The organism is Pseudomonas sp. G1002, assembly GCF_013385455.1.
Taxonomy (GTDB): domain Bacteria; phylum Pseudomonadota; class Gammaproteobacteria; order Pseudomonadales; family Pseudomonadaceae; genus Aquipseudomonas.
Genome location: NZ_JACAPY010000029.1, coordinates 35,605 through 59,904 on the forward strand (window position 1 = coordinate 35,605; position 24,300 = coordinate 59,904).

The following is a 24,300-nucleotide window of genomic DNA, read 5'->3' on the forward strand; positions in this document are numbered from 1 at the left end:
GCCTCTGATAAAGCGCGTGGCCACAGCATTAGCTGAGGCCACCTACCTTTTCTGGAGACAAGCACCATGAGCGACGACCTGAATGACTTGACGACATTTACTGACAGAAATTGGAATGGCTGGCACCCGGACCGCCCAGACACCGCAAAGCTTGAGCCACGGACGCCTGGGAACGATCACGAGTTCTACCTCACCAATGCATCCGATGCGGTTCATGAGATGGGTATCTCCAAGTCCTACTCATTCATAAAGGGCACTGAATACACAGTGATCTTTGAATACCGGACCCTATCGGAAACGGACATCATCGTGTTGGCGGGAGGCTTGGAGCAAGCATACGGGCCACATCCACCGTCTCCCGGCTGGACGCGCCTGACTGTCCCTCTTCCGTACGTGAAAGAGGACGGAGGCACTCACCCAATCTCAATCAGACTCTGGTCAAGAAGTGCAGGCAGCGAACCCCATCGCTACGACTTGGACAACATTCTTGTCAGGTCGATTCCGGATTAACCTGCAAGGTCACGGGCCCTACAAAATCCGATACAGCAAACGCTCGATCCGCACCCGGCTGACCCGGCGCAAGAACTTGCCGACCGCCGCCGGGTACTCCACGAGGGTTTCCAGCTGCTGGTAGCGTTCAATACGCGAGGTGTGCTGGAAAATCTCGGCAAGCTCGGTGCGCCGTGGCCCTACCCACTCACCCTTGGGATCATCGATCAGCAAGGCGTTTTCCAGGTCGAGGCGAAACGCTCGTGGGTTGATGTTGTTGCCGGTCAGCAAGGTGTAGCGCTGGTCGACCCACATGCCCTTGAGGTGGTAGGTGTTGTCGCCGTCGCGCCACAGGTGCAGGTTCAGCTGGCCGCTGTCGATCATGCGCTGGTGGCGCTTGGCGAAGCGACGCAGGCTTATTTCGTAGAGATACGGCAGCGCGGCGATGACCTTGAACGGCTCGCTCGGCGGGATGTAGAAGTCGTTGGCAGTCTTGTCGCCAACAATGATGTCAATCTTCACCCCGCGGGCCAGGGCGCGGTTGATTTCCCGGGTCACCGGCAGCGGCAGGTTGAAGTACGGCGTACAGATAGTCAGCTGGTGCTGGGCGCTGGCAATCAGCTCGCAGATCACCCGGCTCAGGGGGTTGTTCTTGCACACGCCCAACAACGGACTGACCGTCAGGTTGCCGTTGGGCAACTGCCCCGCCGAGGTGTCATACACCGCGTGTTTGAGGCGGCTGCGCAGGTCGCCGATGTCGTTGCGCAGGCTGCGGGTGGTCGGCGGGTTGGGCAGGTCCAGGCGATGCACCGCCTTGGCGGCCACCAGGCCGTGCTCCACCAGGTGCTGCATCGAGTCGGCCAGCGCCTTGTTGTGGATCAGGTGATAACGGTCATAGCGGTACTTGTCGAACTTGTGCAGGTACACGTTATTCAGGCTGGCGCCGCTGTACAGCACGCTGTCATCGATCACGAAGCCCTTGAGGTGCAGCACGCCGAACAGTTCGCGGGTTTGCACCGGCACCCCATACACCGGCACTTCGGTGCTGTGGGACTCGGTCATGGCCTGGTACCAGGCGCTGTTGCCAGGTTGCTTGCCGGCACCGATCAAACCGCGCTGGGCCCGTAGCGAGTCGACCACCACCACGATATCCAGCCCGGGCCGGGCGGCCTTGGCAGCGTGCAACGCGTCGTAGATCTCTTGCCCCGCCTCATCCTGCTGCAGGTACAACGCTACGATGTAGATGCGCTGGGTGGCCTGGGAAATTTTCTCCAGCAGGCAACGGCGGTACTCGGCGGCGCCGGACAGCACCTCGATCGCGTCGGGCGTGAGGGGAAAACCGCGCAGCTTGGGCAACAGGGAGCGTTTGAATAACGACGGCATAGGGCTCGCAATGGGTCGAATCCGAAGGACTCCAGAGCTTACACCATGGGCTGGCTCAGGTCTTCCCGCCCAGGGTTAAAAATAATTAATTGACCAAGGAGAACGATCGTTCTACTGTAATCTCCATGAACGATATCACTCGCGACATTATCCTCGACGTTACCGAAAAGTTGATCTACCGAAATGGCATCGCTGCCACCGGCATGGATCTTCTGGTGAAAACCGCCGGCGTCTCCAGAAAGAGCGTCTACCGCTACTTCGCCAACAAGGACGAACTGGTGATTGCCGCCCTGCAACGCCGCGACGAGCGCTGGATGCAGTGGCTGCGCAGCGAAGTTGAACACCACTCCACCACGGGCGAGCGCCTGCTGGGTGTGTTCAGCGCGTTGAAAACCTGGTTCGGCTCCGATGACTTTCGCGGCTGCGCCTTCATCAACACCAGCGGCGAGACCGGCGACCCGCACAACCCGGTGCGCCAACTGGCCAAGGCCCATAAACAGAAACTGTTCGAGTACGCCCTCGAACTGTGTCAAGCACATGGCACCCCCGACCCGGAACGCCAGGCCGCGCACCTGCTGATCCTGATTGATGGCGCCATTACCGTTGCCCTGGTGATGGGCAACACCACCGCTGCCGATAATGCGCAATCCATGGCGCGAACCCTATTGCAACTTTGACCTGACTTTTAAACCTGTTAAGGAGCCGTCCCATGTCATCCAACGCAGAAATACGCCCGCCGTTGCCGCCGTTTACCCGTGAGTCGGCGATTGAGAAAGTTCGCCTGGCCGAAGACGGCTGGAACTCCCGGGACCCGCAACGGGTGTCCCTGGCCTATACCCTGGATACCCAATGGCGCAACCGTGCCGAGTTCGCCCACAACCGCGAAGAGGCCAAGGCCTTCCTGACCCGCAAATGGGCCAGAGAGCTGGATTATCGGTTGATCAAGGAGTTGTGGGCGTTTACCGGCAACCGCATTGCGGTGCGCTATGCCTATGAATGGCATGACGACTCCGGCAACTGGTTCCGCTCCTACGGCAACGAGAACTGGGAGTTTGACGAGAACGGCTTGATGGCGAACCGGTTTGCCTGCATCAATGACATGCCGATCAAGGAAAGCGAGCGCAAGTTCCACTGGCCGCTGGGGCGGCGTCCGGATGAGCATCCGGGGTTGTCGGAGCTTGGGTTGTAGGCTCGACGCTACACAACTGTGGGAGCAGGCTTTTTTGTGGGAGCTGGATTGCCTGCGATGCAGACACCTCGGTGTATCAGGCACATCCAGTTGATGCCATCGCAGGCAAGCCAGCTCCTACACAACTCCGGTGGTGTCCGTCAGTCCTGGTTCAAACCCACCCGATACAACACGCCGTTATCTTCATCCGTGAGCACATACAGGTAACCATCCGGGCCCTGGCGCACATCGCGGATTCGCGCTTTCAGGCCACCCAGCAGTCGCTCTTCGTGGATGACCTTGTCCCCATCGAACTGCAAGCGAATCAACTCCTGGCTGACCAATGCCCCGATAAACACGTTGTGCTGCCAGGCCTTGAACCGGTCAGCGTCGTAGAACGCCATGCCGCTCACACCCGGTGATTTTTCCCAGACGTGGTGCGGTGCAACGGTGCCTTCGACTGTCTTGCCCTTGGCCTCGGGAATCGGCGTCAGGGAATAGTTGATGCCATGGGTCGCCAGCGGCCAGCCGTAGTTTTTCCCTCGTTCAATGATATTGATCTCATCCCCGCCGCGCGGGCCATGTTCGTTTTCCCAGAGTGTGCCGCTCCACGGGTTGAGTGCCGCACCCTGGGGGTTACGCTGGCCGTAGGACCAGATTTCCGGCCTCACGCCTTCCTGGCCGACAAAGGGGTTGTCTTCAGGTATACGACCGTCCGGGAAGATCCGCACGACTTTGCCTTGCAGCTTGTCGAGGTCCTGGGCGGTGGGGCGGTCGTTGTTTTCCCCAAGGGTCACAAACAGGTAACCATCGCGGTCAAACACCAGCCGCGAGCCGAAGTGGTTGCCCGTGGACAGCTTGGGCTCCTGACGCAGGATCACCTTGAAGTCTTGCAGGCCGCTCAGGTCATCGCTCAAGCGCCCACGCCCGACTGCGGTGCCTGCGGTGCCATTCGTGCCGCCGCCCTCGGCGTAGGACAGGTACACCAGGCGGTCCTCCTTGAAGTCCGGCGACAGCACCACGTCCAGCAGGCCGCCCTGCCCTTTGGCAAACACTTTCGGCACGCCACTCAGGGGCGCGGACAGTTTGCCGTCCGGGCTGACAAACCGCAGGTTGCCGGGACGTTCGGTGACCAGGAAGCCTTGCTTGTCCGGCAGGAACGCCACCGCCCACGGGTGATCGAGGCCCTTGGCAATCGGGGTGACGGTGATACTCCCTTGCTCGCTGGGAAACTGTTGGGTGGCGGCCGCCGAGACAGGCAGCGCCAGGGGCAGCAAGGCGGCGGCGCAGAAGGTCGCTAGAAGGGTTTTGCGTAACAGCATACGGTGGGTTTCCTTGTCGTCTTTACACACTCAATCGCCGCGATTGCCATTGGCGTCACGGGTGGGAGCCTTGGGCTGGATAGCCGGCGGGGTCTGCGCGCCGTCACGGCGCTGGACGCTGTTGCCGATACCGCCGTTTTGCAGGGTCGGCGGCCTCTGTGCCGGCGGAATATAGGTGCCTCGCGCTGCCGGCGCGTTGGGCTGGGTGCCCTGCATGCTGTTGGGATTGGCCTGGTGGATGGGGCCGTTGTAGGGGTTGTTGCTGGTGCCGGGCAGGTTTTGCGCCTGTGCCAACGAACTCAAGGCCAGGCCCAACGCCAATACGGCAAGGTTGCGCAAACGGGTGTTCATGACAAAGCCTCTCTGGGCGCAAGTAATACGTGCTTTCGATAACACGCTACGCCTTGGGTTCGGCTTTGGTAACTAAATAGTTTCTCATCAGGTGTAACACAATCTGTCTGAAACCCTGGTGCCAGCCGGCTGGCCAGGGAAACTTTTGCCGAATCCGCCCTGTCACCTGAAGACCACACACTTCAGGAATACCGACATGCCACGGGCTATCTGGAAAGGCGCAATCAGTTTTGGCTTGGTGCACATCCCCGTGTCACTGGTCTCGGCCACGTCCTCCCAGGGCGTCGACTTCGACTGGCTGGACAAACGCAGCATGGACCCGGTGGGTTACAAGCGCATCAACAAGACCACCGGCAAGGAAGTCACCAAGGAAAATATCGTCAAGGGCGTGGCCTACGAGAAAGGTCGCTACGTGATCCTCAGCGAAGACGAAATCCGCTCGGCCCACCCCAAGTCCACCCAGACCATCGAAATCATCGCGTTTGTGGCCAGCGACCAGATCCCGTTGCAGAACATCGACACGCCCTACTTCCTGGCCCCCGACAAGCGCGGCGGCAAGGTGTATGCCCTGCTGCGCGAAACCCTGAAGAAAACCCGCAAGGTCGCCCTGGCCAACGTGGTGCTGCACACCAAGCAGCACCTGGCGGCACTGATGCCGCTGGAGTCGGCGCTGGTGCTGGTGATGCTGCGCTGGCCTGCCGAAGTGCGTGGCCTGGACGAGTTGGAATTGGGCAGCGACGTGACCAAACCGACATTGGCCAAGGGCGAACTCGACATGGCCAAGCGTCTGGTGGAAGACATGAGTGCCGACTGGCAGCCGGACGAATACCGCGACAGCTTCCAGGAAAAGATCATGGCGCTGGTGGCGAAGAAGGCCAAGGCCGGCAAGATCGAAGACGTGGAATCCAGCGAAGGTGTCGACGAGCGCAAATCTGCGGACGTGATCGACCTGACGGAGTTGCTCAAGCGCAGCCTGGCCGGCAAGCCCGCGACCAAGGCTGCAGCCAAGAAACCTGCCGCGAAAAAGACCAGCAAGGCTTCATGAGGTAGACCGCCATGGCCAAGCCCCTGAGTGAATACAACGCCAAGCGCGACTTCGACGTGACCGCCGAACCCGCCGGCAGTGCGCCTCGCGCCAGGAACCGGGCGCATGCCCTGTCGTTCGTGATTCAAAAGCACGATGCGCGCAACCTGCATTATGACTTTCGCCTGGAACTCGACGGCGTCCTCAAAAGCTGGGCGGTGCCCAAGGGCCCAAGCCTCGACCCGAGCCAGAAGCGCCTCGCGGTGCATGTGGAAGATCATCCATTGGGCTACGGCAGTTTCGAGGGCAGCATTCCGGCAGGCCAATACGGCGCTGGCGATGTGATCGTGTGGGATCGCGGTGTATGGCAGCCCCACGATGACCCGCACAAGGCCTACGCGGCCGGCAAGCTCAAGTTCAGCCTGATCGGCGAAAAACTGGCAGGCGACTGGACGCTGGTGCGCACCCGACTCAAGGGCAGCGGCGACAAGGAGCAGTGGTTGTTGATCAAGGAGAACGATCAGCAGGCACGCCCGGTGGCTGACTACGATGTGGTCCAGGCTGAACCGAAAAGCGTGCTGAGCGACGCAACGGTGGGGGCTGCGAAAAAGCCCGCAGCGCCGAAGAAAGCCAGGCGCAAGCCCTCAACCGACCTGCCCGATCAACTCGCGCCACAGCTGGCGACACTGGTGGACCGTGCACCGGAAGGCGATTGGGTGTACGAGATCAAATTCGACGGCTATCGCATCCTCGCACGGATTCGCGATGGCGAAGTTCGGCTGTTCACCCGCAATGGCCATGACTGGACCGATCGCCTGCCACGCCAGGCCAAGGCCCTGGAAGCCCTGAAGCTCAAGGACAGTTGGCTCGACGGTGAGGTGGTCAGCCTGAACGCCGACGGGCTGCCGGATTTCCAGGCGCTGCAGAACGCCTTTGATATCGGCCGCAGCCTGGACATTGTCTATTACCTGTTCGATGCGCCGTTCCTGGACGGCCGCGACCAGCGCGAAGCCGCTGTCGAAGAGCGCCGCACCGCACTGAAGGACGCGGTTAGCCGCAGCAAGAGCAAGCTGCTGCGCTTCTCCGAGTCCTTTGCTGCCAACCAGCGGGATATCTTCGAGAGTGCCTGCGACCTGGCGCTGGAGGGCGTGATCGGCAAACGTGCCGGCAGCCCGTACGTTTCCAGGCGCAGCCCGGACTGGATCAAGCTCAAGTGCCGGCTGCGCCAGGAATTCGTGATCGTAGGGTTCACTCGCCCGCAAGGTTCGCGCAGCGGGTTTGGCGCGCTGTTGCTGGCGGTCAATGATGACAGCGGCCTGGTGTATGCCGGGCGCGTAGGTACCGGATTCGATCAGGCCGCGCTGAAAAAGATCAGTGCACAGTTGAAGGCGCTGGAACGCCAGACTTCACCGCTGGCCAAGCCCCTGACCAGTGCCCAGGCAAGCGGCGTGCACTGGGTCGAGCCGCAGCTGGTGGGCGAAGTGCAATTTGCCGAATGGACCCGCGAAGGTGTGGTGCGCCAGGCGGCGTTTGTCGGGCTGCGCACCGACAAGCCGGCGGAGCAGATTGTGCATGAGCAGCCGCGGACGGCCAAATCGCTGAAGGAAAAACCCCGCAAAAAGACGGCGGGCACCGGCGCCGTGGCTGGGGTCAGGATTACCCATCCGGACCGAGTCATCGATGCCCAGAGCGCTACACAGAAACTGCAACTGGCACAGTTCTATGAGGGCATCAGCGAATGGCTCCTGCCCTTTCTGCGCAACCGGCCGGTGTCCTTGCTCAGGGCACCGGAAGGCATTGCCGGCGAACAGTTTTTCCAGAAGCACTCCGAGCGCCTGGCGATCCCGAATATCAAGCAACTGGACCAGGCCCTGGACCCGGGCCATGCGCGGCTGATGGAAATCGACAGCCCGGCCGCGCTCATCGGTGCCGTGCAGATGGGTACCGTCGAGTTGCATACCTGGGGCGCTACCGCTGACAAGATTGAAACCCCGGACCTGTTTGTGCTCGACCTCGACCCGGACCCGGCACTGCCGTGGAAAAGCATGCTTGAAGCGGCGCAACTGACCTTGTCGGTACTCGATGAACTGGGGCTTGAAGCGTTCGTCAAGACCAGCGGCGGCAAAGGCCTGCACCTGGTGGTGCCGCTGGCGCGCCGCGACGGCTGGGACTCGGTAAAAGCCTTCGCCAAGGCCATCGCCCAGTTCATGACGCTGCAGTTGCCTGAACGCTTTACCGCAACTTCGGGCCCGAAGAATCGCGTGGGCAAGATCTTCATCGACTACCTGCGCAACGCCCGGGGCGCCAGCACGGTAGCCGCCTACTCGGTGCGGGCGCGGCCCGGCCTGCCGGTATCGATACCGGTGAGTCGTGATGAGTTGAAGAGTTTGCACAGCGCCCAACAATGGACGGTGGCTAACCTGCACGAGCGTTTGCAGGGTTTGAAGAAGGACCCGTGGGCGGGTTATGCCAATCGGCAGAAGATCAGCAAGAAGATGTGGGAGAAGCTGGGGGCGCATCCGCCAGGCTGATGCGCTCCGCTGCCCGGTTCAGATGAGGATGAAGATCGCGGCCAGGCCGGCAAAGATCGCCCACTTTTCCAGGTAGTAACGGGTGCGGTTGCGTTTCTTCAACTCCTTGCCCCGCAGGCGAATCTTGTACAGGCGGGTAAACGCACGGTTCAGGCCGCCGGTCTTGTCACCGGCATCGTTGGGCGAACCGGCCGCGGCCATCACATTGCGGCTGAACCAACGGTTGAACGCGGCCGCCCAGCGGTACTTCATCGGGCGTTCGATATCGCAGAACAGAATGATCCGGTTCTGCTCGGTGGTGTTTTCGGCGTAGTGGATGAAGGTCTCGTCAAACATCACCGGTTCACCGTCGCGCCAGTAGTAGTTTTCACCGTCCACGTTGATGTAGCAGCCCGGGGAGTTGGGCGTGTCCAGGCCCAGGTGGTAACGGTAGGAACCGGCATACGGGTCACGATGGCGTACCAGCTTTGAGCCCGGTGGCAGCTCGGCAAACATCGCGGCCTTGATCGAGCCGATGCTTTGCACCAGCTCGGTGGTGCGCGGGCACAGCTTCATCGCCGAAGGATGGCTGTCGCCGTACCACTTCAAATAGAAACGCTTCCAGCCCGACTTGAAGAACGAATTGAAACCCACGTCATTGTACTGGTCGGAGCGCTTGATCTCGCCTGCGCGCAGCAGGTTCTGGCCTTCCTCGCGGATCTCTTGCCAATGCTCCTGAAGCGGGCTCAGGTCGGGAAAGTCGCTGGGGGACAGGTACGGTCGGCTGGGCAGTTTGGAAAAGAGGTAGAGAAAGCAGTTCACCGGAGCCAGGAAGGTCGAGTGATCGCTGAGCTGGCGCCCCAGCTTGTGGCGCACCCGGCCACGCAGGTGGACATACGCAATAGAGGCAACGTAGAGAGCAACAATGATGAGTTTCAAGGTATTCGTCACAAGTCAGAAGAGAACAGGCTGCTCCCGCGTGCCCACAACGGCCGAGGATTGAAGATGCAGCACCTGAAATCACAATTCACAAAACCGGCAACACGAACGGCTGGGTGACAATCCGGTCGTGGCCATTGGCAGCTATTTTAGCCACACTTTGTAACCAAAGGTTAATCAAGATTTGTGAAAAGGTGTCCAGTGAGTGTGCCAGGAAGAGCAGCAGCGGGCTTGCCGGGCGGCCTGCCCGCTGCTGAAGGCGTCAGATTTTCGGTTCATCATCCTTGCGTGTACGCAGAGAAAGCCGATATTCATCCAACTCCGAGTAGGGCACGGCTTCGCGTCGTGCCAGCAGATGGCGGCCCAGCGCAATCAGTACACCCACGGTCAACCCTGCCAGCAGGCTCAGTATCATAACCAGGGCTTTCTTGGGCTTGATCGGGCTCAGCGGCTCTTGGGCACGACGGTCAATGGTTACCAGCTTGAGGCCACTCATGTCGATATTCAGGCCTCGCAAACGCGCGACTTCCGCTCGTAACGGTTCAACATCCTGCAAGAAAATGTCTTCATTCCCGCGATTTTTCAGCACCTCCACTTCACGGTTGACCTCCAGCATCTGCAACTCTTTGCCAATCTGTGCAATGCGGCTGTTGGTAAAGTCGTCGCTCGTACGCGCCTGCAACGCGGCACGTTCCGCCTCAAGCGCCTCTGTACCGAGGAAGTACAGCGGGATTTTCTGGTTGTTGACCTCGGTGCGCATTACTTGATTCGAGCCGCTACGCGAGGCATCTGCCATGGACGAAGGAGTGGTCGGGGTCTTGATGCCCATCGACTTGGCGATGGAAATGGCCTCCGCCAGCTCTGCCAGCCGGTCCGTGCGCTCCATTTTCATCTGTAAGCGCAGGGCACCCAGTTCGTCCTCCAGCTTGGCCCGTTTGAGCCTGTCGGCTTCAAGCAGCTTGGCAATCTTCGATTCCTTGTCGGTTTCGTAATTGGAGCGCGCCGCGTCGATTTTGCCCTTGAGTTCGTTCAAGCGGTTATTGACGATCACTTTAAGGTCAGCACCGACCTGGGCACGTTCCGAATCAATTGCGTAGTCTACAAAGCCGTTGAGAATCGCTACCCCGTCGATGTCTGCCGGGTATTCCAGCTCAAGCTTGATATAGCTGCTCAGGGAGTCGGACTTCTTGGGATCGGGCAGGCTCAGGTTGATGGCGTTTCGATTGAATTCTTCAAAACTCTGCTCGAGGCTTTGCCCGGTTTTCTGGAACGCCTTGAACAGGTCCTCATGGGACTTGAAAAACCCCAGGCGCGCTTCGTATGAGTCCAGTTGCGCCCCCACTTTGTTCAGGGCGTCGGCCGGCGGCAACTTATAGACTTCGGAGCGGTTCAGAGCATCCAGCTCATTGATGGCAGCCGGGCGCAGCACACTGCTGACCTGATACTCCCGCGGGGCCAGAAAAGCGTAGCCCGCCCCCAGCACCCCCGCCAGAATCGTACACCCCAGCACCAACTTCTTTTGCCGCCAGATACCATGACACAGTTCAAACAGATCAATTTCGTCCGATGCCGCATGAGCGTGGAGCCGAGGAGTTTTATTCAAAACTGATGCACCTTAAAAAGTCGACAGTCAGCGGTCACACATATTCATCAAATACTGAATGGCCGCTTGAAAATCAGGGACAACGCCCTGTACACAAGACACGAACGGTCTACCGATGGTCATCGGACCACCTCGGTCATGGAAAAATCCCACATCACCGTAGATTGTTTTCGTTCAGATTACGCAGGAGCCCCTACCCTGGTGCTGAGCGTAGACGAACTTGTAAAGAACCGTTTCCGAATCAACGCACAAAATGGCGCTAAATACCCGTGAATACTGGGAAAATTCGTACGCAACAAAGAGAAACCAGACAATTCTCACAAAATCGATTCAGCTTATCCGTCAGGCATCTACGCACCAAGGTATTGACTGCTCGTTTTTTAACCAAAAAGGAATTTATATGACACCTGCTTCAAATGCGGATTTCCAGGCGCTCCAGGGCGCATGGGAGCAAACGGCACTGGAAGACAATGGCGCGCTCAATCCCACGGATGAACACAGCGCGCCAGGCGCGATCACGACAATCTCGGGCGATCAATTCCAGGTGGTGACGGTCGACGGCGAGGTTTTACTGGCAGGCAGCTTCACGCTCGATGCCAGCACGGCACCCAAAAGCATTACCTGGGTTGACTCGATGGGAGAGGATGCCGGCAAGCAGTTACCCGCGAGTTACCGGCTGGAAGGTGATCACTTCGTGTTTATTGCGGCAGATGAAGGCATGCCCCGCCCTACCCGCTTCAGTACCGGCCCAGGGCAAACCATGCGCACGTTCGTGCGCAAACCCTGACACGGAGATACATCCGTTCCTGCGACATGGTTTTCACATGGCCTTCACGTGTTGACCTATAGGGTGAAGGCTACCTACTCCAGTGAACACCTTGGCCCGTCTACCCCACGGGCCTTTTTTTGCCTGCACAGCAGCCAATCAGCACGGGCGCTTGATGGCGGTGGGGGTGTAGCACGGGGCAGCTGAGCGGGCTGGTTTTGATACCTGGGCTGACAGCATGTCCATTGCGTCTCCAATATGTTCCGGTCATTGCGACAAAAGAAGTCCGCCCTACACCGAAAGCCTCGCCATCCTTGAACCGGTAAAGAGCCTTCACTGTAGGGCGAACGGACGGAAAATAAGCCAGGCTTATTGGATGTTCAACTGTTAACAATAAAAAGCCCTGAAAAAGCCTCGATCAGCGCTATTTTTCGATGCAAATGGCTCCACTTTGTAAATGTTTTTGCTTGTATTGCCATACGAGTGCAACGCCGCCTTCAGAAACTATACCTTCACGCCATGGGTCACTACTGCTACCGACCTCTTGCCTGAAGACCGTGCCATGGCTACTCGCTCTGACCTGCGCAACACCCTGTCCCTGGACAGCCTGAACTTCTTCCTGGCGGACGTGCGTGACGGACTGGGGCCGTACCTGGCGATTTATCTGCTGGCCGTGCACCACTGGGACCCCGCCAGCATCGGCGTGGTCATGACCCTGGCCGGCATCGCGGCCCTGCTCACCCAGACGCCGGCCGGCGCATTGATTGACCGAACCCGCAGCAAACGGGCAGTGATCGTGATCGCCGCGCTGCTGGTGACTGCCAGTTGCCTGCTCCTGCCCTTCGTCAGCTCCTTCAGCCTGGTGGCGCTGACCCAGGCGGCCAGTGCAGCGGCGGCCTCGGTGTTTGCGCCGGCCATCTCGGCGATTTCCCTCGGGATCACCGGGCCGCGCGCTTTTACCCGGCGCACCGGCCGCAATGAAACCTTCAACCACGCCGGCAACGCGGTGGCGGCCCTGCTCGCTGGTGGGTTCGCCTACCTGTTCGGCCCGGTGGCGGTGTTCTATCTGATGGCAGTCATGGCTGCGGCGAGTGTCATCGCGGTCAGCTGCGTGTCAGCCCAGGCAATCGACCACGAAGTCGCACGGGGTTTCGACCCTGCGCATGGCACCGGCCATGAACAACCGTCGGGGTTGGCCGTGCTTCTGGCGAACAAGCCCTTGATGCTGTTTGCCATCTGCTGCGCGCTGTTTCACCTGGCCAATGCGGCCATGCTGCCGCTGGTCAGCCAGAAGCTGTCGCAGATCAACCTGCAGATGGCCACGCCGCTGACCTCGGCCTGCATCGTCGCGGCCCAGTTGGTGATGGTGCCGGTGGCCTGGCTGGTGGGCGTGAAGGCCGACGTGTGGGGGCGCAAGCCGTTGCTGCTCGCCGGTTTCATGATCCTGCCGCTGCGGGGCGTGTTGTATACGCTGTCCAGTGATCCTTATTGGCTGGTGGCGGTGCAGATGCTTGACGGGGTCGGTGCCGGGGTGTTCGGCGCGCTGTTTCCGGTGATCGTCAAAGACCTCACCCAGGGCACCGGACGCTTCAATGTCAGCCTGGGCGCGCTGTCCACGGCATTCGGCCTCGGGGCGGCCTTGAGCAGCAGCCTGGCAGGTTTTGTCGTGCAGTGGGCGGGTTACAACGCCGCGTTCCTGACCCTGGCCGGCGTGGCGGCCGTCGCATTGGGGCTGGTGTGGGTGGCAATGCCGGAGACTCGGGCGAATCCATCCGTGCAGCGCCATACAACTCCCGCCTGACATATGCGACAATGCGCGCCAAATTCCAACATGCACCCATTTTTCTGCTCAGCGACTGGGCCCCAAGCCTTGATGTCGCTGCCGACGTATGCCCGTTGGCCTGGGCCACAAAATGGGCCCGGCTCAAATTAGCGCACTCCAAGCTATTGATAGGTAAAGTAATTGATCTCCACAGCTAACATCACCATGCAGTTCGGCGCCAAGCCGCTATTTGAGAACGTTTCGGTCAAGTTCGGCGCAGGCAACCGTTATGGCCTGATCGGTGCCAACGGTTGCGGCAAGTCGACTTTCATGAAAATCCTCGGTGGCGACCTCGACCCGTCGGGCGGCCAGGTCATGCTGGAGCCGAACGTGCGCCTGGGTAAACTGCGCCAGGACCAGTTCGCCTACGAAGAATTCACCGTACTCGACACCGTGATCATGGGTCACGAAGAGCTGTGGAAGGTCAAGGCCGAGCGCGACCGCATCTACTCGCTGCCGGAAATGACCGAAGACGACGGCATGGCCGTGGCCGAGCTGGAAACCGACTTCGCCGAGATGGACGGCTACACCGCCGAATCCCGCGCCGGTGAGTTGCTGCTGGGCCTGGGTATCGGCATCGAGCAGCACAACGGCCCGATGAGTGAAGTGTCACCAGGCTGGAAGCTGCGTGTATTGCTGGCCCAGGCACTGTTTTCCGATCCGGAAGTGTTGCTGCTCGACGAGCCAACCAACCACCTGGACATCAACACCATCCGCTGGCTGGAAAACATCCTGACCCAGCGTAACAGCCTGATGATCATCATCTCTCACGACCGTCACTTCCTGAACAGCGTCTGCACCCACATGGCCGACCTGGACTACGGCGAGCTGCGCCTGTTCCCGGGCAACTACGACGAATACATGACCGTGGCGACCCAGTCCCGCGAGCAGTTGCTGTCGGACAACGCCAAGAAGAAAGCGCAGATCTCCGAGCTGCAATCCTTCGTCAGCCGCTTCTCGGCCAACGCCTCGAAAGCCAAGCAGGCCACTTCCCGTGCCAAGGCGATCGACAAGATCCAGCTGGCCGAAGTCAAGCCATCGAGCCGCGTCAGCCCGTTCATCCGCTTCGACCAGACCAAGAAGCTCCACCGTCAGGCGGTCATCGTCGATCGCATGGCCAAGGGCTTTGACGGCAAGACGCTGTTCAAGGACTTCAGCTTCCAGGTTGAAGCCGGCGAGCGCGTGGCGATCATTGGCCCGAACGGTATCGGCAAGACCACCCTGCTGCGTACCCTGGTCAACGAACTGACCCCGGATGCCGGTACGGTCAAGTGGACCGACGCGGCTGAACTGGGCTATTACGCCCAGGACCATGCTTCGGATTTCGAAGACGAGTCCAACCTGTTCGACTGGATGGGCCGCTGGACCAAGGAAGGCGAGCAAGTGGTTCGCGGTACCCTGGGCCGCATGCTGTTCTCCAACGACGAGATCCTGAAGTCGGTGAAGGTGATTTCCGGTGGCGAGCAAGGTCGCATGCTGTTCGGCAAGCTGATCCTGCAAAAGCCGAACGTGCTGATCATGGACGAGCCGACCAACCACTTGGACATGGAGTCCATCGAGGCGCTGAACCTGGCGTTGGAGAACTACCCGGGTACGCTGATCTTTGTCAGCCATGACCGGGAGTTTGTGTCGTCCCTGGCCACCCGCATCATCGAGCTGAGCCCGAGTGGGGTGATCGACTTCAGCGGGACTTATGACGATTACCTGCGTAGTCAGGGTGTGGTTTTCTAAGAGCCGCCGGTAGTTTGAAATGCGAAAGCCCCGTCCAGTGTGATGGGGCTTTTTTTTGGGATATGGCTCTGCTTTTCTGTGGGAGCCGTCGAGCTTTAGCGAGGCCGCGATAGCGGTGTGCCAGGCAACATCTTTATTGACCATGCCGCCGCCTTCGCAGCCTCGCTAAAGCTCGACAGCTCCCACACTTTACCGCGTCCGCTTTAGTCGTCCCGGGCCAGGGAGGCCCCATGGATCCAAAGCCGGATAGGCACGGGCCGCAATATCATCAAATATAGTTAGCCTGCTTCCTTTTACCCCAAGCCCTTGCCATGATGCCCTCACCGCCCGCCCGCGAACGAGTCCCCATGCCTGCCACACAGCCCGCCACCCCCAGCTCCTTGTCGATCACCCTGCAGATCGTCTCCATCGTTTTCTACACGTTTATCGCGTTTATCTGTATCGGCCTGCCGATTGCCGTCATCCCCGGCTATGTCCACGGTGAGCTGGGTTTCAGCGCGGTGGTCGCCGGGATAACCATCGGCTCGCAATACCTGGCCACGCTGCTCAGCCGCCCCATGGCGGGGCGCATGTCGGACAACGTCGGCACCAAGCGCGCTATCGTGCTGGGCCTGAGCGGGATTCTGCTGAGCGGGGTGCTGACGTTCATCGCCACGCTGGTGCAAAGCTTGCCGTTGCTGAGCCTCGGCATATTGATTGTCGGCCGGCTGTTACTCGGCGTCGCGCAGGGCCTGATCGGCGTCGGCACCATCAGTTGGTGCATGGGCGCGGTCGGTGCCGAACATACGGCACGATCGATCTCGTGGAACGGCATCGCCTCCTACGGTGCGATTGCCATTGGTGCCCCACTTGGGGTGGTGATGGTTGCCGACTACGGCTACACCAGCCTCGGAATCGCCCTCACGATACTTTCCGCCCTGGGCCTGTTGCTGATTCGCAACAAACCTTCGGTGCCCGTGGTGCGCGGCGAGCGGCTGCCCTTCTGGGCGGTATTCGGGCGTATCGCGCCGTTCGGCGCCAGCCTGTGTCTGGCATCGATTGGCTACGGCACCCTCACCACGTTTATCACCCTCTACTACTTGAGCCGGGGCTGGACCGGCGCAGCCTGGTGCCTGACGGTATTTGGCGTGTGTTTCATCCTGTCACGGCTGGTGTTTATCTCTGCCATCAACCGCTTCGGCGGCTTCACCGCGGCGATTGCCTGCATGACCATCGAAACCCTGGGCCTGACGCTGCTGTGGCTGGCACCGTCCACCGGCGTGGCCTTGATAGGCGCCGGGCTGACCGGCTTTGGTCTGTCGCTGGTGTACCCGGCGCTGGGCGTGGAGGCGATCAAGCAGGTGCCCAACAGCAGCCGGGGCGCCGGGTTGAGTGCATATGCGGTGTTTTTTGACCTGGCGCTGGCCATTGCCGGGCCGGTGATGGGTGCGGTGGCGCTGAACCTGGGCTACTCGTGGATCTTCTTCTGCGCCGCCCTGCTCTCGGTCACCGGCCTGGGCCTGACGTTGCTGCTCAAGCGCCGCGCTTACTGATCAGCCGTCTGCAAGCCCGCCCGGGTGGATTGCCCGAGGGTGTGATTAAAGAACCGCCCGGCCTCGGAAATCAGGTCGCGGTGGATGCTTTCACGGTCAACTCCGTCGGCATCGGTGCACATGGCGGGCATCGCGGCCAGTTGGCTCTCGTCGCAAGGCGCCATGAACACAAAGTGCCCTGCCCCGGCCAGCAGCTTGAAGTCCGGCGGCTCCGGCAGTTTGCGCGCCAGGGCCTCGGCGTTCTTGTCCACGGCCACCAGCTTGTCGCCGTCGCCGCTGTAGAGCAGCACCGGTACATGCACGTCCGCCAGGGTGTGGCGGCCAAACATCAGGCTCAACGGCGCCATCAACATCAAGGCATGGATACGCGGGTCGGCCTGCGGTTGCAGGTCGTCGCGGTCGACGATCAACTCGCCCTTGGTGGTGCAGGCGTCGCGATCTTCCGGGCGCTGCTGGCAGTAGCGGCGCAGGCGGTCGAGGTCCGGCTTGGCGCCGGCGAGGATCAGCGCGGTTTCGCCACCGGCCGAATAACCGATGACGCCTACCTGGTCGACGTTGACGAATGGCGACAGCATCGGGTCGCCGAGGGTGGCGGTGATCGCTTCGGAAATCTGGATCGGGCGCCCGTACAGGTTGCTCAAGGTGCCCAGCCGGCTGTGATCCTTGTAGTTGTCGCCAGGGTGCAGCACCGCCACCACCACAAACCCCTTGCGCGCCAGGGAGGTGGCGAGGTCGTGCAGGGCCAGGGGCGTGCCGGTATTGCCGTGGGACAGCATCAGCATTGGAAAGCGGCCGATGGCGATTTTCGAGTCTTCAGTGGCGGCGATGTGATAAGCGCCCACCTGGGTGGTGTGTTCCAGGCCGGTGGACGGGTAGAACGCGACGGCTTTCATCGGCTGCAGATCCAGCGGGTCGAGAAAAGTCATGCGGTGGAAGCCCACACTCCAATGGGGGTGCGGCGCGGGCGCGGCTTGCACTGAAATCAGGCCGCCGAGCAGGGAGAGAACCAAGACTGCACAAAGACGCATCATGGGGATGTCCACCTTTGTTGCGTAAGCCCGCGTAGCTGTTGAAGTATCCATGGTTCAGGCGCTCGGACTGGCAGGGTTTACCCATGCGTGCATAACCTGGGCCAAAGTAGTGACAGCGGGTAAACGAAAAAACTCCGTACTCCGATCGCTTTTCAGGCGAGCAGAATACAGAGTTTAGGCGCCTCGAATCAGATTGATATCGAGGAACAGCAAAATTTACACAAGTCTTACGCTGCGGCGAACAATTGTTCGTTGATCACTGCGTTGGCGTCGCTGATCGCCTTGCTGCGCACTTCATCGCCATAGCCCAGGCCGTGGGCGCGGACGATTTCGATGTCGGTGATGCCGAGGAAGCCCAGCAGTACTTTCAGGTAGTCTTCGTGAGCCACACCGGTAGGCTGGCCAACGTGCAGGCCGCCGGAGGTCGACACGATGATGACTTTCTTGCCACCGGCCAGGCCTTCAGGACCGTTTTCGGTGTAGCGGAATGTCTGGCCGGCGACGGCGATACGGTCGATCCAGGCCTTGAGTTGGGTCGGGATGGTGAAGTTGTACATCGGCGCAGCCAGGACGATGGCGTCGGCCGCGAGGAATTCGGCGAGGGTGTTGGCGCTCAGCTCGGCTTCATGTTTCTGTACGGCATCACGCAGCTCGGCAGCGGTGCCCAGTGCACCCAGGGTCACGCCGGAAAAGTGGTTGATGCCTTCGCTGGCCAGGTCACGGTAGGTCACTTCAACGCCTGGCTCGGCCGCCTGCCAGGTCTTGACGACACCTGCGCTCAACTGACGGGAAACCGAGTTGTCGCCGAGGATGCTGGAATCGATATGCAACAGTTTCATGGTTAATCTCCAAGTAAGCATCGCCAAGGGCGACGGAATGGAAATAAGCCTACAGATGAAACCAATCAGCGATTAGTCAGGCAATATGCGATTATTCGTCCCACTGACAGGACAATAGGCCGACCATGCAAGATCTGAATGACCTCTACTACTTCGCCAAGGTGGTGGAAGCCGGCGGTTTCGCCGCTGCCGGGCGACTGCTGGGGATTCCCAAGTCGCGGCTGTCGCGGCGCATTGCCGAGCTGGAAGAACGCCTCGGCGCCCGCTTGCTGCAACGTACCACCCGCCAACTGACCCTCACCGCCGTGGGTGAACGCTACCTGCGGCACTGCCAGGCAATGCTGCTGGAGGCGGAAATGGCCGATGAGGCAGTGGCCAGCATGTCCAGCGAACCCCGCGGTCGGCTGCGGGTCAGCAGCCCCGTGGGCCTGGCTCACCAATTCCTGCAGACCGTGGTGGCGGAGTTTCTCACCGCCAACCCGCTGGTGCAGTTGGAGATGAACCTGGTCAACCGCCGCGTCGACCTGGTGGCCGAAGGCATTGATGTGGCCTTGCGCGTGCGCGAGCTTGGGGATGAAGACCCGCTGCTGGTGACCAAGCGCCTGCGCCAGGCCCAGACCGCGATTGTCGCCAGCCCCGACTTTGTGCGTGAGCGGCAGATCGACACCCTGGAAGACCTCAAGCAACTGCCGGTGCTGGGCGCCCTGGAAGCAGACCGCATGGTGCACTTACGCATGCTCAGCCCGGAGGGCAGCAGCCACGACCTGGTGATGGAAGCGCGGCTGGGGATCGATGATTTCCTGGTACGTAAGGCCTGCGCCCTCGCCGGCCTGGGGTTTACCGTGCTGCCGATGATGTATTGCGAGGAGGAATTGGCCAACGGCCAATTGGTGCAGCTCTTGCCGCAATGGTCATTGCCGGGTGGCTGGTTGCAGGCGGTGTACCCACATCGGCGCGGCGTGTTGCCGGCCGTGCGGGCCTGGATCGACCACCTGGATAACGCCTTCAAAGGTTGCGGAGACCGTTTGCTATGAGAATGACCGAAGAACAAGTCGCCACGTTTTGCCTGGGCTTGCCCGGCGCGCGGGAAGATTACAAATGGGGCGGCGTGCGGGTGTTTTCGATTGCCGGCAACAAGATGTTTGCCTTGCAGAACCTGCGGGGTGACTCGCTGGCGTTCAAGGTCGACAAGGAGCTGTTCCTGGGCCATGTGGATCGCCCCGGCATCCACCCGGCGCCGTACCTGGCGCGGGCGCAGTGGATCATCATGGAAACGCCCTACCCGCTGGGCGCCGAGGAACTGCGTGGCCTGTTGCAGCGTTCCCACCAGTTGGTGGTGAGCAAGCTGCCCAAGCGCACGCAGGTCGGCTTGTTGCTAGAAGATCGAGAGTAGCGTGCCACCCAGGAACAGCTGATCAATCCAGAACACCTGGTGCAGCAACACGATCAGCCAGAACACCACCTGATAAGACACCTTGCGCGTCTTGTGGCGGAACACCTGCTGGGCAATCAACGCCCCCGGCCAACCGCCTGCCAGCTCCACCGCGTGCAGGACGTTTTCAGGGGTGCGCCAGCTGTCTTCGCGCGCCTTGCGCTTGTCGCTCCAGTACAGCAGGAACGCCACCACGCTGACCACGCCATAGGCCACCAGCGGGATCAGCGAAACCCCGCGGTACCCCAGCAGCGCCGCACCAAACAGCGGCGCGGCGCACAACAGTGCAAACACCAACGCCTTGAAGCGCGGATGCTGGATGATCATGGCTTGACGGCCGACCAGTCGATCCAGCCGAACTGCCAGGTGGCCAGGATCACCAGGCCGAAGGCGATCCGGTACCAGGCGAACGCCGCGTAGCTGTGGCTGGCGATGAACTTGAGCAGCGCCTTGACCGCGATCATCGCGAAGATGAACGAGGTGACAAAGCCGATGGCAAACACCGGCAGGTCATCCGGCTGGAACAGGTGACGGTACTTGTAGCCCGAATACACCGCTGCGCCGACCATGGTCGGCATCGCCAGGAAGAACGAGAACTCGGTGGCGGTCTTGCGTGACAGGCCGAACAACAGGCCGCCAATGATGGTAGCGCCCGAGCGCGAGGTGCCCGGGATCATGGCCAGGCACTGGGCGAAGCCGACTTTGATCGCGTCCTTCCAGGTGATGTCGTCGACGGTTTCGGCGTGCACTTCATGCTGGCGGCGCTCGGCCCACAACATGATGACGCCGCCCACCACCAACGCCGCCGCAACGGTGATCGGGTTGAACAGGTAGTGTTTGATCAGGTCGGAGAAAATCACCCCCAGCACCACCGCCGGCAATACGGCAATGATCAGGTTGACGGTGAAACGCTGGGCATTGCGCTGGGTCGGCAAGCCAATGACCACGTCGAGGATCTTGCGTCGAAACTCCCACACCACCGCCAGGATCGCGCCCAGCTGGATGATGATATTGAACGCTTCAAAGCGTTCGCCACCGAAGTTGATCAAGTCGGCCACGATAATCTGGTGCCCGGTACTGGAGATCGGCAAAAACTCCGTCAGCCCCTCTACAACGCCGAGTATCAGTGCCTGTACGGCGGTCCAAAGATCCATCGATTCCCCCAAAGGTCATGCCCACGGCATGCCTCGTTGATATTTTTTAGACGTTCACTAACGAAGAGTGCGCTGCAAGCACAGCGCAAATAATCAAGGCCGAACTGCGAAAATTCCGTGAAAAATCAGGCAGGACTCAGGTTTTTTGATTCTGGGCCGAAAGCCTATCAGACAAGCCGGAAATGTCGATGCAGCACCCAAAATTATAAGAACACGGAGTGACAGGACCATGAACAGTTTGCGCAATATGTCTATCAGCCGGCGCCTCTGGCTGATCCTGATCGTCGCCGTGCTGATGCTGCTAACCCTCGGCCTGCTTATGCTCAAGCAGATTCATGGCGACCTGTACCAGGCCAAGAGTGAGCAGACCCAGCGCGTGGTGCAAACCGCCAGCGGGATCCTGACTTATTATCACAGCCTCGAAACCAGCGGCGTCCTGAGCCGTGAAGCGGCGCAGAAGCAAGCCTTGAGCGCGGTACGTGGCTTGCGCTACGGAAAGGACGACTACTTCTGGATCAACGACCTCACGCCCGTGATGATCATGCACGCGGCCAACCCCAAGCTCGACGGCCAGAACCTGTCGGCCATCCGCGATCCGGACGGCTTTGCGGTGTTCAACGAGTTCGTGATCCTGGCCAAGGCCAAGGGCGCGGGGATGGTGAATTACCGCTGGCCCAAGCCCGGCGCCGATGCGCCGGTGGCCAAGACCTCCTATATCCAGCTGTTCGAACCCTGGGGCTGGATCATCGGTTCCGGCGTGTATGTCGATGACGTGCAAGGCGAGTTCCGCGGCCAGGTGTGGAAAGCCTCGGTGGTTGGCCTGGTGATCGCGCTGATCATGGCCCTGCTGGTGGTGCTGATCGCCCGCAGCATCGTGCGCCCGTTGCAGCAGGCAGTGAATGCGATGGCCAATATCGCCAGTGGCGAAAGCGACCTGACCCGCACCCTCGACACCCATGGCCAGGATGAAGTCACTCAATTGTCGCGGCACTTCAACAGCTTTACCGCCAAGCTGCGGCAGGTGGTGGGCCAGTTGCAGACCTGCGCCAACGCCTTGGGCCAGTCGTCCACCGAGCTGGGCAGCAACGCCAGCGATGCCCATGACCGCAGCCAGCAGCAATCGCAGCAGATGGAACTGGTGGCGACGGCGATCAATGAAGTCACCTATGGCGTACAGGACGTGGCCAAAAATGCCGAGCATGCCGCCAGCGAAATGCGCGACGCCCAGGTGCAGGCCGAACAGGGCCAGCTCAATATCGATGGCAGCCTGCAACGGATCGACCAGCTCTCCGGCACCATCAGCCAGGCCGTGGAGGTGATCCGTACGCTGTCGACTGAAAGCACGCAGATTGGCGGCGTGCTGGAAGTGATCCGCTCGATTGCCGACCAGACCAACTTGCTGGCCCTCAACGCCGCCATCGAAGCGGCCCGCGCCGGGGAGCAAGGCCGTGGTTTTGCGGTGGTGGCCGACGAAGTACGGCTGCTGGCCCAGCGCACGCAAAAATCTACGGCAGAGATCCAGGCGATGATCGAGCGCCTGCAAGGCCATTCGGAGGCAGCGGTCAAGGTCATCAGCGACAGCCACCAGGCCTCGCAACTGACCATCGAACAAGCAGGCCAGGCGGGCGCGAGCCTGACTGCCATCGGCCAGGCGCTGCGTAATCTCAACGGGCTGAACGCCTCGATTGCCAGTGCCACGTTGCAGCAGGCGCATGTGGTGGAAGACATCAACCAGAACGTCACCCAGGCAGCCGGCTTGTCCCACAGCACCGCGCTGGCGGCGCAGCAGTCCAGCGTCGCGAGCGCGCACTTGAAAGGCCTGAGCGAACAACTCGACAGCCTTCTGCGCCAGTTCAAGGTCTGACGCCGATGATCGTTCCCACGCTCTGCGTGGGAACGCATTCTGTGACGCTCTGCGTCACCGTTGCGCAGAGCCGGGACGCGGAGCGTCCGGAACTGCATTCCCACGCAGAGCGTGGGAACGATCTATCGTCGCACCGCCGCTCCCACATTGGTTACAATCAGCGCCCTCTTCGACTCCCCCAAGGAACCGCCATGTCCGGGCTTGAACTGTTTGCCGCCGCCCTGGGGGTGATCGCTGTCTGGTTGACGGTTAAACAGAATCCGTGGTGCTGGCCCATCGGCCTGGTGATGGTGCTGCTGTACACCTGGATCTTCTTCGATGTGAAGCTCTACTCCGACATGCTCCTGCAAGTGATCTACGCCGCCCTGCAACTCTACGGCTGGTGGCAGTGGACCCGCGCCGGTGAGGTCAAGCAAGGCCGGCAAGTCACCAGCCTGGGCCTGCAACCGATCCTGCAAGGCCTGGCTGTGGGTGCTGTGGGCAGCCTGTTGCTGGGCGCAGCCATGGCCCACTGGACCGACGCCGCCCAACCCTGGCTGGACGCGGCCCTGACCGGCTTCAGCCTGGTGGCGCAGATGTGGATGGCGCAAAAACGCGTGCAGTGCTGGCCGTTGTGGATCACCGTGGATGTGATCTTCGTCGGGCTGTTCCTCTACAAAGGCCTGTACCTCACCGCCGCGCTCTACGCCTTGTTCACCGTGATCGCCGTGCAGGGCTGGCGTGAATGGCGCGCCGACCCGGCGCTGCACGCATGAAGGTGGTGGTACTGGCCGGCCCGGAATCCAGCGGTAAAAGCTGGCTGGCCGCCCAGTTGCAGGCACATTTTGGCGGGGTGATGGTGGGCGAATACGTGCGTCATTTCATCGACCACCACCAGCGCGATACCACCCTGGCGGATATCCCGGAGATCGCCCGGGGCCAGTTGGCCTGGGAAGATGCCGCCCGCGCCGCGCAGCCGGCATTGCTGATCCTCGACACCAACCTGCTGACCAACAAGCTGTGGAGCCAGACCCTGTTTGGCGACTACCCGGCGTGGCTCGACAGCGAACTGCTTGCCCGCCACTACGACCTGCACCTGCTGCTGTCTCCGGAAGACGTGGAGTGGACCGCCGATGGCCAGCGCTGCCAGCCGGAGTTTGCCGATCGCCTGGCGTTTTTCCAGGCCAGTCGTGACTGGCTGGAGCAACATCATCTACCGCTACGGGTCATCCGTGGGGATTGGCAAGCACGCCAGGACCAGGCCTTTTCAGCTGTGGAACAACTGCTGGATTGACCGGCGGGGACGGTTTTCATGCACCGCTCGTTAGGCATGGCCCACTTTCAACGCTCTGGCGCGCAGG

At 60.8% G+C, this 24,300-nt stretch carries 23 protein-coding genes; 14 read left to right on the plus strand and 9 right to left on the minus strand.

Translation table 11 applies throughout. From position 1 onward, the window contains the following. Window positions 1–66: 66 nt before the first annotated feature. Window positions 67–510 (plus strand): hypothetical protein, encoded by a 444-nt coding sequence (locus HX801_RS19545; protein ID WP_008436193.1) that lies wholly within the window; start codon window positions 67–69, stop codon window positions 508–510. A gap of 18 nt (window positions 511–528) precedes the next feature. Here the strand turns inward: HX801_RS19545 and pssA are convergent, their stop codons facing one another. Continuing rightward, the gene (gene pssA / locus HX801_RS19550) at window positions 529–1,872 is read right to left on the minus strand and encodes a CDP-diacylglycerol--serine O-phosphatidyltransferase (RefSeq protein WP_102369150.1); all 1,344 of its coding nucleotides are present in this window, start codon (window positions 1,870–1,872) and stop codon (window positions 529–531) included. Between the two features lie 125 nt (window positions 1,873–1,997). Here pssA and HX801_RS19555 point away from each other — a divergent pair, with 125 nt between their 5' ends. Beyond that, window positions 1,998–2,549: a TetR/AcrR family transcriptional regulator gene (locus HX801_RS19555; RefSeq protein ID WP_177022544.1), complete on the plus strand. Its 552-nt coding sequence runs from the start codon at window positions 1,998–2,000 to the stop codon at window positions 2,547–2,549. Between the two features lie 32 nt (window positions 2,550–2,581). Then, complete coding sequence (locus tag HX801_RS19560; protein WP_087692671.1) at window positions 2,582–3,061, plus strand: nuclear transport factor 2 family protein; 480 nt, start codon at window positions 2,582–2,584, stop codon at window positions 3,059–3,061. Between the two features lie 140 nt (window positions 3,062–3,201). Here HX801_RS19560 and HX801_RS19565 read toward each other — a convergent pair whose 3' ends face one another. Together HX801_RS19565 and HX801_RS19570 are read right to left on the minus strand one after the other, a co-directional pair. Continuing rightward, window positions 3,202–4,362 carry a PQQ-dependent sugar dehydrogenase gene (locus HX801_RS19565; RefSeq protein ID WP_003218452.1) on the minus strand — a complete coding sequence of 387 codons (1,161 nt, stop codon included), beginning with the start codon at window positions 4,360–4,362 and terminating at the stop codon, window positions 3,202–3,204. 30 nt (window positions 4,363–4,392) lie between these two features. Beyond that, window positions 4,393–4,713, minus strand: coding sequence for a hypothetical protein (locus HX801_RS19570; RefSeq protein ID WP_008436188.1), 321 nt, complete (start codon window positions 4,711–4,713; stop codon window positions 4,393–4,395). 196 nt (window positions 4,714–4,909) lie between these two features. On the opposite strand from HX801_RS19570, the gene HX801_RS19575 reads away from it, so the two are divergent. Continuing rightward, a complete protein-coding gene (locus HX801_RS19575; RefSeq protein WP_003218456.1) occupies window positions 4,910–5,758 on the plus strand; it encodes a Ku protein in 849 nt (282 codons plus the stop codon). Between the two features lie 11 nt (window positions 5,759–5,769). Next, window positions 5,770–8,268 carry a DNA ligase D gene (gene ligD, locus HX801_RS19580; RefSeq protein WP_177022545.1) on the plus strand — a complete coding sequence of 833 codons (2,499 nt, stop codon included), beginning with the start codon at window positions 5,770–5,772 and terminating at the stop codon, window positions 8,266–8,268. 18 nt (window positions 8,269–8,286) lie between these two features. Here ligD and lpxO read toward each other — a convergent pair whose 3' ends face one another. Together lpxO and HX801_RS19590 are read right to left on the minus strand one after the other, a co-directional pair. Next, entirely contained in the window at window positions 8,287–9,186 is a 900-nt protein-coding gene (lpxO, locus tag HX801_RS19585; protein WP_008436177.1) for a lipid A hydroxylase LpxO, read from the minus strand. A gap of 262 nt (window positions 9,187–9,448) precedes the next feature. Continuing rightward, window positions 9,449–10,789 carry an LPS O-antigen chain length determinant protein WzzB gene (locus HX801_RS19590; RefSeq protein WP_177022546.1) on the minus strand — a complete coding sequence of 447 codons (1,341 nt, stop codon included), beginning with the start codon at window positions 10,787–10,789 and terminating at the stop codon, window positions 9,449–9,451. A gap of 400 nt (window positions 10,790–11,189) precedes the next feature. Between HX801_RS19590 and HX801_RS19595 the strand changes: the two genes are divergently transcribed. From HX801_RS19595 to HX801_RS19610, 4 genes are all read left to right on the plus strand, one after another. Further along, complete coding sequence (locus tag HX801_RS19595; RefSeq protein ID WP_087692675.1) at window positions 11,190–11,576, plus strand: TIGR03067 domain-containing protein; 387 nt, start codon at window positions 11,190–11,192, stop codon at window positions 11,574–11,576. Window positions 11,577–12,117: 541 nt separating this feature from the next. Next, the gene (locus tag HX801_RS19600; protein WP_003218461.1) at window positions 12,118–13,356 is read left to right on the plus strand and encodes an MFS transporter; all 1,239 of its coding nucleotides are present in this window, start codon (window positions 12,118–12,120) and stop codon (window positions 13,354–13,356) included. Window positions 13,357–13,518: 162 nt separating this feature from the next. After that, window positions 13,519–15,108, plus strand: a complete 1,590-nt coding sequence (locus HX801_RS19605) for an ABC-F family ATPase (protein ID WP_008436174.1) — start codon at window positions 13,519–13,521, stop codon at window positions 15,106–15,108. A 347-nt stretch (window positions 15,109–15,455) separates the two neighbouring features. Continuing rightward, window positions 15,456–16,640 (plus strand): MFS transporter, encoded by a 1,185-nt coding sequence (locus tag HX801_RS19610; protein WP_087692677.1) that lies wholly within the window; start codon window positions 15,456–15,458, stop codon window positions 16,638–16,640. Here the strand turns inward: HX801_RS19610 and HX801_RS19615 are convergent. Both HX801_RS19615 and HX801_RS19620 read right to left on the minus strand, forming a co-directional pair. Continuing rightward, complete coding sequence (locus HX801_RS19615) at window positions 16,634–17,671, minus strand: dienelactone hydrolase (protein WP_008436172.1); 1,038 nt, start codon at window positions 17,669–17,671, stop codon at window positions 16,634–16,636. The genes HX801_RS19610 and HX801_RS19615 overlap by 7 nt on opposite strands. 227 nt (window positions 17,672–17,898) lie before the next feature. Further along, complete coding sequence (locus HX801_RS19620) at window positions 17,899–18,510, minus strand: FMN-dependent NADH-azoreductase (protein WP_003215366.1); 612 nt, start codon at window positions 18,508–18,510, stop codon at window positions 17,899–17,901. A 125-nt stretch (window positions 18,511–18,635) separates the two neighbouring features. Between HX801_RS19620 and HX801_RS19625 the strand changes: the two genes are divergently transcribed. Both HX801_RS19625 and HX801_RS19630 read left to right on the plus strand, forming a co-directional pair. Beyond that, entirely contained in the window at window positions 18,636–19,544 is a 909-nt protein-coding gene (locus HX801_RS19625; protein WP_177022547.1) for a LysR substrate-binding domain-containing protein, read from the plus strand. Then, the gene (locus HX801_RS19630; protein ID WP_032899493.1) at window positions 19,541–19,903 is read left to right on the plus strand and encodes an MmcQ/YjbR family DNA-binding protein; all 363 of its coding nucleotides are present in this window, start codon (window positions 19,541–19,543) and stop codon (window positions 19,901–19,903) included. The genes HX801_RS19625 and HX801_RS19630 overlap by 4 nt, the downstream gene beginning before the upstream one ends. Here HX801_RS19630 and HX801_RS19635 read toward each other — a convergent pair. Continuing rightward, complete coding sequence (locus HX801_RS19635) at window positions 19,886–20,269, minus strand: DUF1294 domain-containing protein (protein ID WP_003215359.1); 384 nt, start codon at window positions 20,267–20,269, stop codon at window positions 19,886–19,888. The two genes, HX801_RS19630 and HX801_RS19635, sit on opposite strands and share 18 nt — an antisense overlap. Continuing rightward, window positions 20,266–21,096 (minus strand): undecaprenyl-diphosphate phosphatase, encoded by an 831-nt coding sequence (locus HX801_RS19640; RefSeq protein WP_177022548.1) that lies wholly within the window; start codon window positions 21,094–21,096, stop codon window positions 20,266–20,268. Before HX801_RS19640 ends, HX801_RS19635 begins: the two co-directional genes overlap by 4 nt. Before the next feature lie 229 nt (window positions 21,097–21,325). Between HX801_RS19640 and HX801_RS19645 the strand changes: the two genes are divergently transcribed. From HX801_RS19645 to HX801_RS19655, 3 genes are all read left to right on the plus strand, one after another. Next, window positions 21,326–22,960, plus strand: coding sequence for a methyl-accepting chemotaxis protein (locus HX801_RS19645; protein ID WP_177009413.1), 1,635 nt, complete (start codon window positions 21,326–21,328; stop codon window positions 22,958–22,960). A 191-nt stretch (window positions 22,961–23,151) separates the two neighbouring features. Then, window positions 23,152–23,715, plus strand: a complete 564-nt coding sequence (gene pnuC, locus HX801_RS19650) for a nicotinamide riboside transporter PnuC (RefSeq protein WP_003215352.1) — start codon at window positions 23,152–23,154, stop codon at window positions 23,713–23,715. Beyond that, entirely contained in the window at window positions 23,712–24,233 is a 522-nt protein-coding gene (locus HX801_RS19655; RefSeq protein WP_177022621.1) for an AAA family ATPase, read from the plus strand. The genes pnuC and HX801_RS19655 overlap by 4 nt, the downstream gene beginning before the upstream one ends. Window positions 24,234–24,300 lie beyond the last annotated feature (67 nt).

Coding starts and splice junctions, on each gene's coding strand:
- HX801_RS19545 (WP_008436193.1), top strand. CDS start 67: ATGAGCGACGACCTGAATGACTTGACGACATTTACTGACAGAAATTGG.
- pssA (WP_102369150.1), bottom strand. CDS start 1,872: ATGCCGTCGTTATTCAAACGCTCCCTGTTGCCCAAGCTGCGCGGTTTT.
- HX801_RS19555 (WP_177022544.1), top strand. CDS start 1,998: ATGAACGATATCACTCGCGACATTATCCTCGACGTTACCGAAAAGTTG.
- HX801_RS19560 (WP_087692671.1), top strand. CDS start 2,582: ATGTCATCCAACGCAGAAATACGCCCGCCGTTGCCGCCGTTTACCCGT.
- HX801_RS19565 (WP_003218452.1), bottom strand. CDS start 4,362: ATGCTGTTACGCAAAACCCTTCTAGCGACCTTCTGCGCCGCCGCCTTG.
- HX801_RS19570 (WP_008436188.1), bottom strand. CDS start 4,713: ATGAACACCCGTTTGCGCAACCTTGCCGTATTGGCGTTGGGCCTGGCC.
- HX801_RS19575 (WP_003218456.1), top strand. CDS start 4,910: ATGCCACGGGCTATCTGGAAAGGCGCAATCAGTTTTGGCTTGGTGCAC.
- ligD (WP_177022545.1), top strand. CDS start 5,770: ATGGCCAAGCCCCTGAGTGAATACAACGCCAAGCGCGACTTCGACGTG.
- HX801_RS19595 (WP_087692675.1), top strand. CDS start 11,190: ATGACACCTGCTTCAAATGCGGATTTCCAGGCGCTCCAGGGCGCATGG.
- HX801_RS19600 (WP_003218461.1), top strand. CDS start 12,118: ATGGCTACTCGCTCTGACCTGCGCAACACCCTGTCCCTGGACAGCCTG.
- HX801_RS19610 (WP_087692677.1), top strand. CDS start 15,456: ATGCCTGCCACACAGCCCGCCACCCCCAGCTCCTTGTCGATCACCCTG.
- HX801_RS19615 (WP_008436172.1), bottom strand. CDS start 17,671: ATGATGCGTCTTTGTGCAGTCTTGGTTCTCTCCCTGCTCGGCGGCCTG.
- HX801_RS19620 (WP_003215366.1), bottom strand. CDS start 18,510: ATGAAACTGTTGCATATCGATTCCAGCATCCTCGGCGACAACTCGGTT.
- HX801_RS19625 (WP_177022547.1), top strand. CDS start 18,636: ATGCAAGATCTGAATGACCTCTACTACTTCGCCAAGGTGGTGGAAGCC.
- HX801_RS19630 (WP_032899493.1), top strand. CDS start 19,541: ATGAGAATGACCGAAGAACAAGTCGCCACGTTTTGCCTGGGCTTGCCC.
- HX801_RS19635 (WP_003215359.1), bottom strand. CDS start 20,269: ATGATCATCCAGCATCCGCGCTTCAAGGCGTTGGTGTTTGCACTGTTG.
- HX801_RS19640 (WP_177022548.1), bottom strand. CDS start 21,096: ATGGATCTTTGGACCGCCGTACAGGCACTGATACTCGGCGTTGTAGAG.
- HX801_RS19645 (WP_177009413.1), top strand. CDS start 21,326: ATGAACAGTTTGCGCAATATGTCTATCAGCCGGCGCCTCTGGCTGATC.
- pnuC (WP_003215352.1), top strand. CDS start 23,152: ATGTCCGGGCTTGAACTGTTTGCCGCCGCCCTGGGGGTGATCGCTGTC.
- HX801_RS19655 (WP_177022621.1), top strand. CDS start 23,712: ATGAAGGTGGTGGTACTGGCCGGCCCGGAATCCAGCGGTAAAAGCTGG.